Annotated in this window: 9 protein-coding genes; 4 read left to right on the forward strand and 5 right to left on the reverse strand. The window is 57.3% G+C overall.

Annotation, left to right across the window (positions count from 1 at the left end; genetic code table 11):
- The first annotated feature begins 40 nt into the window (after positions 1-40).
- Positions 41-3,016, forward strand: a complete 2,976-nt coding sequence (locus tag ACQZ5M_RS16630; RefSeq protein WP_449080315.1) for a bifunctional [glutamine synthetase] adenylyltransferase/[glutamine synthetase]-adenylyl-L-tyrosine phosphorylase — start codon at positions 41-43, stop codon at positions 3,014-3,016.
- A gap of 149 nt (positions 3,017-3,165) precedes the next feature.
- On the forward strand, positions 3,166-4,281 hold the full coding sequence (locus ACQZ5M_RS16635; RefSeq protein ID WP_449080316.1) for a metallophosphoesterase: 1,116 nt from the start codon (positions 3,166-3,168) through the stop codon (positions 4,279-4,281).
- A 19-nt stretch (positions 4,282-4,300) separates the two neighbouring features.
- Here ACQZ5M_RS16635 and ACQZ5M_RS16640 read toward each other — a convergent pair whose 3' ends face one another.
- From ACQZ5M_RS16640 to pepN, 3 genes are all read right to left on the reverse strand, one after another.
- Positions 4,301-6,697, reverse strand: a complete 2,397-nt coding sequence (locus tag ACQZ5M_RS16640) for a PAS domain-containing sensor histidine kinase (RefSeq protein ID WP_449080317.1) — start codon at positions 6,695-6,697, stop codon at positions 4,301-4,303.
- 182 nt (positions 6,698-6,879) lie between these two features.
- Positions 6,880-7,179 (reverse strand): carboxymuconolactone decarboxylase family protein, encoded by a 300-nt coding sequence (locus ACQZ5M_RS16645; protein ID WP_449080318.1) that lies wholly within the window; start codon positions 7,177-7,179, stop codon positions 6,880-6,882.
- A 119-nt stretch (positions 7,180-7,298) separates the two neighbouring features.
- On the reverse strand, positions 7,299-9,947 hold the full coding sequence (gene pepN / locus ACQZ5M_RS16650; RefSeq protein WP_449080319.1) for an aminopeptidase N: 2,649 nt from the start codon (positions 9,945-9,947) through the stop codon (positions 7,299-7,301).
- Between the two features lie 428 nt (positions 9,948-10,375).
- Between pepN and ACQZ5M_RS16655 the strand changes: the two genes are divergently transcribed.
- Both ACQZ5M_RS16655 and ACQZ5M_RS16660 read left to right on the forward strand, forming a co-directional pair.
- A complete protein-coding gene (locus ACQZ5M_RS16655) occupies positions 10,376-11,314 on the forward strand; it encodes a DMT family transporter (protein WP_449080320.1) in 939 nt (312 codons plus the stop codon).
- A 234-nt stretch (positions 11,315-11,548) separates the two neighbouring features.
- Entirely contained in the window at positions 11,549-12,418 is an 870-nt protein-coding gene (locus tag ACQZ5M_RS16660) for a hypothetical protein (RefSeq protein WP_296077624.1), read from the forward strand.
- A gap of 323 nt (positions 12,419-12,741) precedes the next feature.
- Here the strand turns inward: ACQZ5M_RS16660 and ACQZ5M_RS16665 are convergent, their stop codons facing one another.
- Both ACQZ5M_RS16665 and ACQZ5M_RS16670 read right to left on the reverse strand, forming a co-directional pair.
- Positions 12,742-12,930, reverse strand: a complete 189-nt coding sequence (locus ACQZ5M_RS16665; protein ID WP_296017967.1) for a hypothetical protein — start codon at positions 12,928-12,930, stop codon at positions 12,742-12,744.
- Positions 12,931-13,079: 149 nt separating this feature from the next.
- Positions 13,080-13,967, reverse strand: a complete 888-nt coding sequence (locus ACQZ5M_RS16670; RefSeq protein ID WP_296034667.1) for a uracil-DNA glycosylase — start codon at positions 13,965-13,967, stop codon at positions 13,080-13,082.
- Positions 13,968-13,989: the final 22 nt, after the last annotated feature.

The raw sequence follows: 13,989 nt of genomic DNA on the forward strand, positions 1-13,989 counted from the left end.
CAAAGCCCGTCTAAAAGGGTGAGATGCAGGAGGAAAAACCATGACAGATGCGGCACCAGCCGGATTGCGGCTTGACGATGTGCAGCCGGGAACGGTCCGCGCGCTGACCCAGACCGAACTGAAATCCGTTTTCTCGTCTCTAAGAGATATCGCCAAGCGCGAACCCGCTATCGCCGAATCGATGGCTGGCGACAGCCCGCTCAAGGATTTTATTGCCAGCGCCTTTACCCTGTCTCCTTATCTGCGCGACGCAGCGAGCGCCGATGAGGGGTTGTTGACACTTGCCATCTCCGAGCCGGTCGAGGCATCGCTCGGCAGACTGGTCGAGCAGGCCCGTCATTGCTGGCGACCGGATGAGGGTGGCGCCATCCCGACCGAGGCGGAGGTGATGACGACACTGCGCGTTGCCAAACGTCGCCTGTCCTTCATTGCCGCACTTGCCGATCTTGGACGCATTTTCACCGCCCGCGATACGACACGATGGTTGAGCGACATGGCCGATGCGACGCTGTCGGCGGCAATCGACCACCTTCTTCTTGCCAACCACAATAGCGGCAAGCTCAAGTTGAAGAGCCCCGAGAACCCTAGTGAAGGGTCCGGCCTGATCGTGCTTGGCATGGGCAAGCTCGGCGCGCGCGAGCTCAACTATTCATCCGACATTGATGCCGTCGTTTTCTTCGAGCCAATGGCGGGCATTGTGCCCGATCCACTGGATGCGCTGGAAACCTTCGGACGCATGATGCGGCGGCTGATCCGCATCATGCAGGAGCGCACAGCCGACGGCTACGTGTTTCGAACCGATCTTCGCCTTCGCCCCGATCCCGGCTCGACGCCGCTTGCCATTCCGGTTGATGCGGCGCTGCTCTACTATGAGGGAAGAGGGCAGAACTGGGAGCGGGCGGCCTATATTAAGGCAAGAGCCGTTGCCGGCGACGTCAACGCAGGCGAGGGCTTCTTGCGTGACTTGACCCCTTTCGTGTTCCGGAAATATCTCGACTACGCCGCGATTGCCGATATCCATTCCATCAAACGGCAAATCCATGCGCATAAAGGCCATGGCGCGATTGCCGTGAAAGGTCACAATGTCAAGCTCGGACGTGGTGGTATCCGGGAAATCGAGTTTTTCGCCCAGACACAGCAATTGATTGCCGGCGGGCGCATGGCGCCCTTGCGTGTCCGCTCGACCGAAGAAGCGCTTGCGGCGCTGACCGATGCAAAATGGATCGACGCGGAGACGCGTGACAGCCTGACGGATGCCTATTGGTTTCTCCGCGAGGTCGAGCATCGTATTCAGATGGTTCGCGATGAGCAGGCGCATATCCTGCCCGATACGGAAACCGAACTGAAGCGCATTGCCTTCATGCTGGGCTTTACCGATAACAAGGCATTTTCAGAAAAGCTGGAAGAGGTGCTGCGGCTGGTGGAGCGGAAATACTCCGCTCTCTTTGAGCAGGAAACCAAGCTTTCGGGCGAAAGCGGCAATCTGGTTTTCACGGGTAAGAAGGATGATCCCGACACATTGAAGACGCTGGAGCGGCTCGGCTTCGAACGTCCTGAAGATATGTCGCGCGTGATCCGCACATGGCACAATGGTCGCTACCGCGCAACGCAATCGGTCGAAGCGCGAGAAAGGCTGACCGAGCTGACACCCGACCTGTTGAAGGCTTTCGGCGAGAGCAAGCGCGCCGACGAAGCGCTGCTGCGCTTCGATAATTTTCTCTCCGGGTTGCCTGCCGGCATCCAGCTGTTTTCTCTTCTCGGCAACAATCCAGCGCTCCTGTCTCTCTTGGTAACGATCATGTCGTCTGCTCCGAGACTGGCAGAGATCATTGCGGCGCGCCCGCACGTTTTCGACGGGATGCTCGATCCCGCGCTGATGACGGAAATACCGACACGCGATTATCTCGCCCAGCGAATGAGGGGTTTCCTCGCACCGGCCCGTCATTATGAGGATGTCCTCGACCGCTTGCGCATCTTCGCCGCCGAGCAGCGATTTCTCATTGGTGTGCGGCATCTGACGGGCGCAATCACCGGAGACGTGGCAGGTCGCGCCTTTACACACCTTGCCGATCTTGTCATCGAAGCGGCTTTGAACGCCGTACTCGTGGAGATGGAGACGGCGCATGGCGTCTATCCGGGCGGTCGCGTCGCCGTCATCGGCATGGGCAAGCTCGGTTCCTTCGAGCTGACCGCCGGTTCGGACGTCGATCTCATCCTGCTTTATGATTATCACGACGAAGCCGCCGAGTCCGACGGTGCAAAGCCACTCGATGCAGTGCGCTACTTTACCCGCGTGACCCAACGGCTGATCGCGGCGCTGTCTGCACCGACGGCCGAGGGCGTGCTCTACGAGGTCGACATGCGCCTCAGACCCTCCGGCAACAAGGGGCCGGTGGCAACCCGTATTTCCACATTCGAAAAGTACCAGCGCGAGGAAGCCTGGACTTGGGAGCATCTGGCGCTCTCCAGAGCCCGCCTCATTTGCGGTGACGCCACATTAATCTCCGATGCTATGGAGATAATCTCTTCGGTCCTGTCGCACAAACGCGACGTGGCGACGATTGCCGCCGACGTTCATGAAATGCGTCAACTCATCGACAAGGAAAAGCCGCCTGGAAGCCCGTGGGACTTCAAGCTCATTCCTGGCGGACTGGTCGATCTGGAGTTTATTGCGCAATATCTGACGCTGGTCGCGCCCACGAAAGATCTGCCGCTGCACAAGCCGGGAGAGAGCACTTTCGACGTGCTAAAACGCATTGCCTCGCAAGCGATGGAGCCGCAGGCGCATGACGATTGCATTGAGGCGATGCGGCTCTTCACGGAGTTATCGCAGATTATAAGGCTTTGCATCGATACGGATTTCGATCCAAAGCAAGCCCCCTCTGGGTTAGTCGATCTCGTGTGCAGAGCTGGCGATTGCCCTGATATCGCGACCTTGGAGGGTGAGGTTAAGCGGCTGTCGAAAGCGGTCCGCAAGACTTTTTCCACACTGGTCACTGCGAAAGGCAGTTCATAAAGCCGAGTGAGGGGTCCAGAAACGACTCTGTATCCGTCGCAGGTCCAGAGGGGCACATAAGTTTCCCGGCACTGGAACGGATTTTGCCGGGCTGGATTGATCAAGGCGCCACCCCCACTTATGGCGAAAGCTAAAACGAGAGCGTCTTTATGTTTCACCTTATTTTCGGAATTCCATGGCTAGTGGTTGCTGTCCGCTTCATCCTGCCATTGCCTTGGATCTGGCCTTTGAAGCTCGCGCTCGCGCTGCTGCTTCTCGCAGCATCTCAATATCACCTCTTCAGCCGACTCTCCTCCGGCTCTGTCTTCTCGCCGGAGTTTCCGAGGCCTTTGATTATCGGCTTCAACCTGCTCTTCGGCTTCATGCTCCTGCTCGCAGTTTTTCAGATCGTGTTGGATGTCGTGTCGCTGATCTTGATGCTGTTCAAGGGGCATTTTCCGATTGTGCCCTCCGCTGTACGTTATGGGATGGCTGCTGTCGCCTTGTGTCTATCGGCATTCGCTGTCAGCCAGGCCATTCGTGTGCCGCCGTTGAAGGATATCGAGGTTTCTGTTCCGGGCCTCGATCCGGCTTTCGATGGCTACCGGATCGTCCAGTTGACGGATTTACACATCAGTCGTCTCTTTCCCGCCTTCTGGACCCAAGCCGTGGTGGAAAAAACCAATGAGCTCAAGGCCGACCTGATCGTTATAACGGGCGACCTGATCGACGGTAAGGTGGAGGCGAGAAGTAGCGATATCGCGCCCTTGGCAGAATTGAAGGCACGTGATGGCGTCTACACCATTCCCGGAAATCATGAATACTTCTTCGGTTATGAAGAGTGGATGGCCTATTATCAGCGCTTGAATATGATCACTCTTGCAAACAGCCATGCTGTGATCGAGCGTGCCAACGCCAAACTTGTCATCGCTGGCGTAACCGACCTCTCATCGGCACGGACCGCATTTCCCGTGCATGACACGGTGGCTGCGCTGAAAGGCGCACCAGTCGATGCGCCTGTTGTCCTGCTCGACCACCAACCCCGTCAGGCGGCTGACAATGCAGCACTGGGTGTTGCGCTTCAGCTTTCCGGCCATACCCATGGCGGAATGGTACTTGGACTTGATCGTGTGGTTGCTCGCCCAAATAACGGCTTTGTCTCGGGCTTCTACGACGTCGATGGCATGAAGCTTTACGTCAATAACGGCACGGCGCTTTGGCCAGGCTTTGCGCTCCGGCTTGGTGTTCCATCCGAATTAACCCGCATCACCTTGAGGTCTCGCTGAGGCGCGACCGAGAGGCCCATCAGTTCAGTCTGTGCGAGCGAAGAAGCTCTAGCTTGTTTCTAGCCTGATATGCCAGATAGGGAACGTCCTTCGCGGTATGGACATGCGGGATGAGGATCGTCACAACCGTGCCCTTTCCCTCACAGGAGCGGATTTTCATCTTGCCGCCATGCAACCTCACCAGCGACCGGGAGATGGCAAGTCCAAGACCTGATCCGCCCTTGCTCTTGGCATACTGACTCTGGACCTGTTCGAATGGCTGACCGATCTTCTCGATCGAGGTAGACGGAATGCCGATACCCGTATCGGCAATGGTCAGCATAAGTCCGCCTTCGTGAATATGGGTCCGAAGCTCGACGCGTCCGCCATCATCGGTGAACTTTACCGCGTTGGACAGGAGGTTGAGCATGATCTGCTTCATGGCGCGGCGGTCGCCGCTCATATGCATATTCTTGCAGACGCGTTGCTGAATGGTGATATTCTTCTGCGCAGCCTGAATGGCTGTCAGGCGCAACGTCTCCTCGACCAGTGGTGCGAGATCGACCTTTTCGCGGTTGATGCGCATATGGCCTGCCTCGATCTTCGACATGTCGAGAATGTCGTTGATGACGTTCAGCAGATGCTTGCCGCTGTCGTGAATATCCCTGGCATACTCGCTGTATTTCGGCGACCCGACCGGTCCGAACATTTCCGCAACCAGAATTTCGGAGAAGCCGAGGATCGCGTTGAGGGGTGTGCGCAGTTCATGGCTCATATTGGCAAGGAATTCGGACTTCGCCTTGTTGGCAGCTTCGGCACGTTCCTTTTCGGACTGATAGAGCGCATTCGCATCTGACAGCTCTGTTTTCTGTCGTTCAAGCTTATGGCGGGAGGCGGAGAGGTCGCCAATGGTCGCCATCAGGCGCCGCTCGGATTCGCGAAGACGATCCTGATGCCGCTTGAGGAGCGTGATATCGGTGCCGACCGAAACGAGGCCGCCATCACGCGTGCGTCGTTCGGTAATCTGCAGCCAGCGCTCATCCGCAAGCTGCACTTCCGTCGTGCGCGACAGCCCCGATTGATCGGAGTCTGCCACACGCCGCTCGACGATGGGGCGAGCTGCCGCGCTGTAGACGACCGATCTTTCCGTACCGGGCACAAGGACGCTGTCCGGCAGACCATAGGCCTGCTGGAAGTGGGTGTTGCACATGACGAGACGATCGTTCTTGTCCCACAGGACGAAGGCTTCCGACGTGCATTCGATCGCATCGGCAAGACGCTGATCTGCCTCGGCGTAACGCTGCGCCAGACGATGCTGTTCGGTCACGTCCATGGCGATCCCGATAACGCGCGGACCGTTTGCCGTATGAATGACCTGCGCGCGGGCGCGCAGCCAGACATAGTGCCCATGGGTGTGGCGCATGCGGAAAATCTGGTCGATCTGGCGCAGGTCGCCGCAGCCGACGGAGCGTGCCAGTTCATAGAGGTTGCCGTCCTCGGAATGCATCATGCGGGCCGCATCGCTGAAGGACAGCGGTTCCGTCCTTGGAGGCAGGCCAAGGATTTCATAAAGCGAAGTGGACCAGAACATGCGCCGCGTCGCGAGGTCGAAATCCCAGAGGCCACAGCGTCCACGTGAAAGTGCGGTCTCGACGCGAAGGTTGGCCTCCACAAAAACCTCATCGGCAGTGCGGGCTCGCTTCACCTGCATGTAATAAGCATAGAGGATCACAAGCAGGATGGCGGAAATGCCGGTGAAGAGAGTGACATTCATGGCCACTTCGCTGCGCCAGAAGGTGCGCATGGGCTCTAGCGAGTGCGCTGCGATAATCATGCCACCATCGGGGCCAAGCGGCAGCATGGTGGCATAATGCGGTGTGGTGTTGATATCGGTTTCGATCGTTCCCGGAGCGCCGGGAAAGCGGCGAACGATGGCAATTTCAGGCAGTAGCGTCGTTAGCGACGTTCCGACGTAGGAAGATGCATGCATGCCCACACCGCTGAAGATACGGCCGTTCATGCCGGCGACGAGGACGACGGTGTCGTCATCCAGGCTCCCTGTCGGGAAGTGCTCGTTCAGCCGGCGATCGACCGTCGCTCTGTCCTGTGTCGCGGTAAGATTTTCCCCGCCGGACAGCGCCGCACGCGCCGTCAAAGCCGATAGCGCTGTCGCCTGACGGGCGGCACTTTCCATACGGCTATATTCCGCAGTGATGCCGAACATGCGCGATGCGGCAACCACCACCAGAAATGCAAGGATGAGAATGGGAATGAGGCTCTTGAGAAGGGTTTCGAGCCTGTTGACCGGCCACAATAGGCCGGGCAAGCTGCGGATCGAGGACAGACCCTCTGCCGCCCTGTGAACCAACGCCGCCATTTCAGCAAATCTGGCATACGGTCGATCATCGCCCGCAGTCGCCCGCCGCACGTTCGTCATTGTCCCGCCTTGATATCCCTCGTGTCAATTCGAAGCGCCGCCGCTCGAATCTGTCCCTAATGAATCAAAGCCGATTCGGCTTGTCCAGAGCTGAAAGTTAAAAGATTTTTAACCCCTTGAACCGACTCGCGCTTTTTTTCGAAGCTTCAAAGAGGGTCTTTTGGCTACCCTTACGTCAGTCGTTATCGAAGGATTGAAGCGCTGGCGGAAGCGCCTGCGTGGCGCAGTTTCCGACCGCGGGCACTCCCGCCAGCAGCGCCGATGATCTCATTTCGCGAGGCGCCATGCGCTTTGGCCTCCTGAACGTGAAAGGCGAGACCGCCTTCCAAACGCATGGCGGCCAGGATGCCGATATAGACCAGGCTCTGGGTTTTGGCATCAAGCGCTGAAGCCTTGCCGAGTTCGGTAACGGCCTGAAGCCAGGCTGCGTATTGCTGTGGTGCTTCCTTGGCAAAGCTCTGGAATGCCGGGCTGATGGTCATGGTCACTCTCCTCGTGCCTGTCGATGAGGCGAAATTACGAGGAGAAGGCCTTCTTGTTGTTGATCTGAAACAAGAAAAGGCCGGAAGCCCGGCCTTTTCTCGTGGATGATGATACGACCTTAGCCCTTCAGCATGCGTTCGACGATGTCACGCACGTCAGTCGATAAACCAGCGCTACGTTCGATCTTGGAGAGAGCCTCACGTGCATGATCGGCGCGCACTGCCTCCAGCGATCGCCAAGAGCGCATTGAGGTGAGGATGCGCGCAGCCAGTTGTGGATTGCGCTTGTCGATGGCAACAATCTGCTCCGCCAGGAAATCATAGGCCTTGCCATCTGCTCGGTTGAAGCCCGTAGGATTGCCAAAGGCGAAGGTGCCGATGAGAGAACGAACCCGGTTTGGATTGGTGGCGATGAAATGCGTTGACGCCATCAGCGAGGTAATCCGGGCCAATGCGCCGTCACCCGGAATCGCCGCCTGAAGCGCGAACCATTTGTCCATCACCAGGGCATTGTCGGCAAAGCGTGTTTCGAATGCTGCCAGCGCATCGGATGCTTCTGCCGAGTCCGGGAAACGCTGTGTCAGAACGCTGAGCGAATGCGCCATGTCAGTCATATTGGAAGCATTGACAAAGGTCTGCGCGGCGCGGTCGGGCGTCTCTTCCGCATAGGACAAATAGCTCATGGCGATATTGCGCAGCGACCTGCGACCGGCACTTTCTGCATCTGGCGAGTACTCGCCTTTCTCCTCATAGGTCGAGAAGAGGCTCTTGAAGGTCTCGATGCCGGCTTTTGCGACTGCACGCATGATACCGTTGCGCGCTTTATGAATGGCGTCGGGATCATTGTCCTTGCCCATCTCGCGCGCCACATCCGCCTCGCTTGGCAAGGCGAGGGCCTGGGCGCGGAAGGCCGGCTCGAATTCATCGTTGCCTGCGATCTCGATCAGTGTGGAAATGAAGGCCGGATCGACGCTCACTTCGTTGCCCGCTCGCACCGCCTGCGTTGCCGCAATCAGGTTCGGCAGCGCAAGAGCAGTCAGTGCCTGCCAGCGGGAGAAGAGATCGGTTTCGTGACGGGCAATCTGTATCAGGTCGTCGGACGATTGTTCCAGATGCAGGTTGATCGGCGCCGAAAAGCCCCGGTTCAATGACAGGACCGGGCGCGATGAAATGCCGGAGAATGTGAAGCTCTGGCTGCGCTCGGTCAGGTGCAAAATGCCGTCCCTGAATTCGCCGCCCTCTACCTTTGCCGGTGTGGCGATCTGGCCGTTGTCCAGAATGAGGGCGGTCGAAAGCGGAATGTGCAGCGGTTTCTTCAGGTTTTGGCCAGGTGTCGGCGCAACTGTCTGCTCGAGCGAAAGTGTGAATGTGGCTGTGGCCGTATCATAGGAGGTGGAGGCGCTGACAAGTGGCGTGCCAGCCTGCACATACCACAGGAAAAACTGCGTCAGATCACGTCCGGAGGCATCCTCGAAGCACTTTACGAAATCCTCGACCGTCGCGGCATCGCCGTCATGACGCTCGAAATAGAGATCCGTTCCCTTGCGGAAGCCTTCTTCACCCAGGATCGTTGCGATCATGCCGGTGATTTCGGCACCCTTCTCATATACGGTCGTCGTATAGAAGTTGTTGATTTCCCGGTATCTGTCCGGACGTGGCGGATGTGCCAGCGGGCCACCATCTTCGGGAAACTGCTCAGACTTCAGGTGGCGTACATCGGCAATGCGCTTGACGGCGCGCGAGCGCATGTCGGAAGAAAATTCCTGATCACGGTAGACGGTAAAGCCTTCTTTCAGGCAAAGCTGAAACCAGTCGCGGCAGGTAATGCGGTTGCCGGTCCAGTTATGGAAATATTCATGCGCGATGATGCGCTCGATATTGGAATAATCGGCATCGGTCGCGGTTTCCGGATCGGCCAAAACGTATTTGTCATTGAAGACGTTGAGCCCCTTGTTCTCCATGGCGCCCATGTTGAAATCCGACACGGCGACGATCATGAAGATGTCGAGGTCGTATTCCCGACCGAAACGCTCTTCGTCCCATTTCATAGAGCGCTTCAGCGCGTCCATGGCATAAGCCGCACGCGGCTCCTTGCCATGCTCGACATAGATCTTCAGCGCGACCTCGCGGCCCGACATGGTGGTGAAGCTGTCTTCGACCACACCGAGATCGCCCGCCACAAGCGCAAAGAGGTAGCTTGGTTTCGGATGCGGATCGAACCAAGCGGCGAAATGGCGCCCTTCGTCGTAGTTGCCGCCACCGAGGAAATTGCCGTTCGACAGAAGAAAGGTATTGCCTTCCTTCGCAGCAATGATGGTGATGGTGTAAGGGGCCAGCACGTCCGGACGGTCTGGGAAATAGGTGATGCGTCGGAAACCCTCGGCCTCGCACTGGGTACAATAGACGCCATTGGTGCGATAGAGGCCCATCAACTGAGTGTTGCTCTCCGGGTTGATGTAATTGGTAACGCAAATCTCGAAGGGAGCCTCCTCCGGCAGATCGCGAATGGTGAGCTTTTCCGGTGTGGCGTCATATTGCTCCGTAGGCATCTCGATCTGGTCGAGAAGTAGGCTGGAAAGCGTAAGCTCGTCGCCATCCAGCACCAGCGGTGCGGCCTTGTCAGCGCCCTCACGCCGGTGGAAAATCAGCCGCGCTTCCACCTTGGTATTTTGGGGGTCCAGTTCGAATGTGAGGTCAACCCGTTCAAGCACGAAATCCGTTGGGCGATAATCCGCCAACTGAACAATCTGACCCGTATCTGTTCGCATAACTATTCCCGAATGAACCTTGCGTCTGCCGCTGCCTGTCCATCATGCGGACATGATGGGTGAAAGTAAACTTGCCGATGCGCTTCACCATCATGGAGAGGCGGGGGACAAACATCCCTGAAATACTGCCAGACAGAAGCTTAAACTCGCATCTGGGCATTTCATATCGAGGCATGATTTCATGAAATGTTGAACGATTACTGAAGCTGTGACCATGCAGGAAGCGAATATCTCGAAAATCAGCCTCGCTTCAGCATTCATCTCAGCCTCCACTGGATCGATGAGGGCAGATCGCCCAGTCAAATCGGTTTACCTCTGTTGTCCAGCGTGATCTAATGAACATGAAAGTCGATCTGCTGTGCTCGTGCGCTCGGGTCAAAATCCAATCCTGCGGGCATCTGGTCTGCAAATCCCGATCGCAATTTCCCATGAGTGCAGACACGTACAATCCCGTCCGGGGTATTGTTCTCAAACTCACCTCCGTCGCGTTCTTCCTCGTCATGCAGACCTGCATCAAGGCCGCAGGACCAGTCGTTCCTGCGGGGCAGATCACCTTCTTCCGCTCTGCTTTCGCGATCCTTCCCATCATTCTCTATCTGGCATGGCTTCGCAGCCTCACGCGTGCTTTCCACACGAGCAACCTGTTCGGCCACTTCAAGCGCGGTTTCCTCGGCATTTTGTCGATGATGTGCGGTTTTTACGGACTGACATTGCTGCCGCTGCCGGAATTTATCGCAATCGGTTATGCCTCGCCGCTTATGTCGGTGGTTTTTGCCGCCTTGATGCTCGGCGAAACGGTGCGTATCTATCGCTGGTCGGCGGTTGTCGTCGGCATGATGGGCGTTGTCATTATCCTGTGGCCCAAGATGACTCTGCTGCAGAATGGCGGTCTGGAGGCAGGCGAAAGCATCGGCGCGCTTGCGGTTCTGTTCGGTGCAGTGCTTGGTGGATTGGCGATGGTGCAGGTGCGCCAACTGGTCGTGACTGAGCGCACGCCAACGATCGTGCTTTACTTCTCGCTGACCGGCACGCTCATTTCAGCCTTCAGCATGCCTTTCGGCTGGGAGTGGTTGGATATGCAGCAGGCCGTTCTACTAGTGTCGGCGGGCATAGCCGGCGGCGTCGCGCAGATTTTGCTGACGGAAAGCTACCGCCATGCTGAAGTGTCGACCATTGCGCCGTTCGAGTATAGCTCGATCCTGCTTGGCATCGGCGTGTCCTATATTCTTTTTGGCGATGTGCCGACGTTCACGATGCTCGTTGGAACCAGTATCGTTATTTCCGCCGGCATATTCATCATCTTTCGGGAGCATCAGCTCGGTCTTCAACGCAAGGCCGCCCGCAAAGCCTCAAGCCCTACGGTTTGATGCACTGCATCTATGACTAAACACCTGTGAATTTTAATAAAATCATGTATATCACGCGAGTAATGTGATATATGCAGATTTGGGTTGTGGTGTTGGGTGGTGCATCTTGAGTGGGAACGTCAGGCCAGAACGGGTTCGTCTGCGAAGCGGTGAGCAGGACCGGGGCGTCGTGAGACGTTTTTGTGTGCGCAGCCGCACAACGTTTTTGAGGTCTCCCGTGAGGGGGGCATCGTCGTGAGCTACTCCCATGAAGAGTTCGCCGCTCATCCTGCTCTTTTGTCCGCAATACAAAATCTGGCTGCGGTCCTGCGCGGGAAATTCAACCAAAATCCGCGTTTGGCGCGGCTACTGTCGGCCCATCAAAAATGGCTTTTGACGCAGGCAGCGATGGCCCTGAACGCCGAATACGGTGACAACGGCTTTACGGTTGCGCAATTGCGCGAAATGGTCACGCCGCTTGGAGTGGCCAGCCGCAACACCGTTCAGAACTATCTCGATCAACTTGAACTCTATCGCTATATCGAGAAGGTTCATCGCGTCCCAGCGGTGAGGCCGAAGCGCTACCGTGCCACGCAAATCAGCGAGACAGGCATCTTCGGATGGTACCTGGCCAATCTTGCAGCTATCGATGGTATGGACAATGGTCATCGCGCGTCTACTTTGATGGCGCATCCGGGACTTATAGAGATTGCTCACCCCGCAACCGCAAGGGCGTGCCTCGCTGACAAGGAGTGGGTGGAGCCGACGCCGCGAGTGGGACTTTTCCTCTGGACCGAAGCCGGGGGACTGGTAATGGACGATTTCATCATCCGGATCCGCGATACGCGCGATGAAAGAGACAAGGTCGACATCGGCTATGTCGATGTCCGCGCCATGGCCACGACCTTCATGATGTCGCGAACGCATTTGCAGCGGCTCCTTAACAGAGCGGCGGAACAGGGCAGCGTCGGCTGGATCGACGACACGCCGCGTAGCGCCATGTGGATTTCTCGCGATTATCTGCTGGAATATTCGCGTTGGCAGGCAAGGAAGTTCAAGCATGTCGAGGACGCGTTCGAGAGCGCAAAATCAATGCTTGAGGACCGGATGCATATCGCTAGATAAGGACGCGGCGAGCGCCAAGAGCCAGGAGCGTTGTGCCTGGTTTGGAACGCGCAAAGGCTCCGCAGCGGGTTGATCGACCGTCTTTTTTTTGAAAAACGCTGTCAGTTTCTGCGCCAAGGCTGAAGCGCTTCTAAAAATCGAAAGCGCCTCTCGGACGAAAGGCGCTTGATAAGCATTGTTGAGATTTAAACCTGCGGGGCGCGTATGTGCCAAACTGACCCCTGGAGGATCAGCCCGAAAATCGGAATCGATTCTCGGAAAAACACGATGAGCAGATTCAAAAATATAACGCGTCCACGTGCGTCCAGCAGGACGCAGGGCGCTTAGCGCTCACGAAAGTCTACAAACACCGCAGACGGGCGGGTCGTGCGAACCTGCTGCGTGGAGGCGCGAGCGGTCAACTGTTCGTTCGTTACGCCGAAGCGGTGGTAGCCCTGAGTGGAGCGTGGGCCGAGGCCGGCCAATCGGAGCGTTTCAAAGCCGGAATGAACCGGACGGAAGCGAGTAGTCATTGCCTTGGTTCCTTAAACCTGTTCCTCCCAAGACAGTTGGCTTATTGCAGTGCGGCATAGATTCGGCAATCAGGGCAAATGCGCCGCTGTTATGCGTCATTTGCATGGCAATTTTCACATTTCATTTACATTGATCAAAAAGGAAGCATTCACATATCGCGCAGACGTGCTTGAAATGCCAATAAATCCTGCCAGGCCAAGGACTTGCTGGCGGGAGCGTTCAAAAGCTCCTGCGGGTGCAGCGTTGCAATTGCGCTCGCTGTTCCAGCACCCACTGCGACATCTCGCCACTGCCCACGTAGAGTATGGATCGTGCCGGAACCGCCGAAGAAAAAACGCGCGGTGAAGTTGCCGAGAAGCAACAGTGTCTTCGGCTCTGCTAACGCGATCTGCCGCTCGATGAAGGGACGGCATATCTCCATTTCTGGACCGGAAGGCGAGCGGTTGCCCGGAGGGCGCCATGGGACGACATTGGTGAGCATCAGTTTTGTGCGATCGAGCCCGATTGCTGCCAGCATACGGTCGAGAAGCAATCCTGTCTTTCCGGTAAAGGGAAGGCCTTCCCGGTCGTCGTCGGCATCGGGCATCGGGCCGATAACCATAATGCCGGAGGAGGGATCGCCTTCCGCAAACACCGTGTTGCGGGCACTGTTCTTAAGATTGCAACCGTTGAAGCTTTCGAGCGCGGTCTTCAATTCGGCGAGCGACCGCGCGCTCTCGGCGGCAAAGCGTGCCGAAGCAATCGCCTGGTCGTCGGGAAGCGCCACAGTGACGGGGCTGGAGGGCGCTGCCGCAGGTGCGCGCGTTGCCGCTGAAGAGCCCTGTCTGGCCGGAGAGGGTGGCTGTGGCGGCGCATTCTGCGGTTCGCGTTGTTGCGATTGCGCGCCGCTTTGCGGCGCACGCGCCTGACGGCTTGCCGCGAACTCGGCAAAGCGGTCCAAAGGCGCATCTTCCAGCAACCAATCGACCCCTGCATCCGCATGAAAATGCAAAAGTGCAGCCAGTTCTGCCGGGGAGAGGTCTTGCGCCGAGATCATGTCCGGCAAACTAACCGATGTT

The organism is Rhizobium sp. 22-785-1 (assembly GCF_053521965.1).

What these genes read in the sequence shown, in the direction of transcription:
- ACQZ5M_RS16630 (WP_449080315.1), top strand. Translation starts at nt 41, where the DNA reads ATGACAGATGCGGCACCAGCCGGATTGCGGCTTGACGATGTGCAGCCG.
- ACQZ5M_RS16635 (WP_449080316.1), top strand. Translation starts at nt 3,166, where the DNA reads ATGTTTCACCTTATTTTCGGAATTCCATGGCTAGTGGTTGCTGTCCGC.
- ACQZ5M_RS16640 (WP_449080317.1), bottom strand. Translation starts at nt 6,697, where the DNA reads ATGACGAACGTGCGGCGGGCGACTGCGGGCGATGATCGACCGTATGCC.
- ACQZ5M_RS16645 (WP_449080318.1), bottom strand. Translation starts at nt 7,179, where the DNA reads ATGACCATCAGCCCGGCATTCCAGAGCTTTGCCAAGGAAGCACCACAG.
- pepN (WP_449080319.1), bottom strand. Translation starts at nt 9,947, where the DNA reads ATGCGAACAGATACGGGTCAGATTGTTCAGTTGGCGGATTATCGCCCA.
- ACQZ5M_RS16655 (WP_449080320.1), top strand. Translation starts at nt 10,376, where the DNA reads ATGAGTGCAGACACGTACAATCCCGTCCGGGGTATTGTTCTCAAACTC.
- ACQZ5M_RS16665 (WP_296017967.1), bottom strand. Translation starts at nt 12,930, where the DNA reads ATGACTACTCGCTTCCGTCCGGTTCATTCCGGCTTTGAAACGCTCCGA.
- ACQZ5M_RS16670 (WP_296034667.1), bottom strand. Translation starts at nt 13,967, where the DNA reads ATGATCTCGGCGCAAGACCTCTCCCCGGCAGAACTGGCTGCACTTTTG.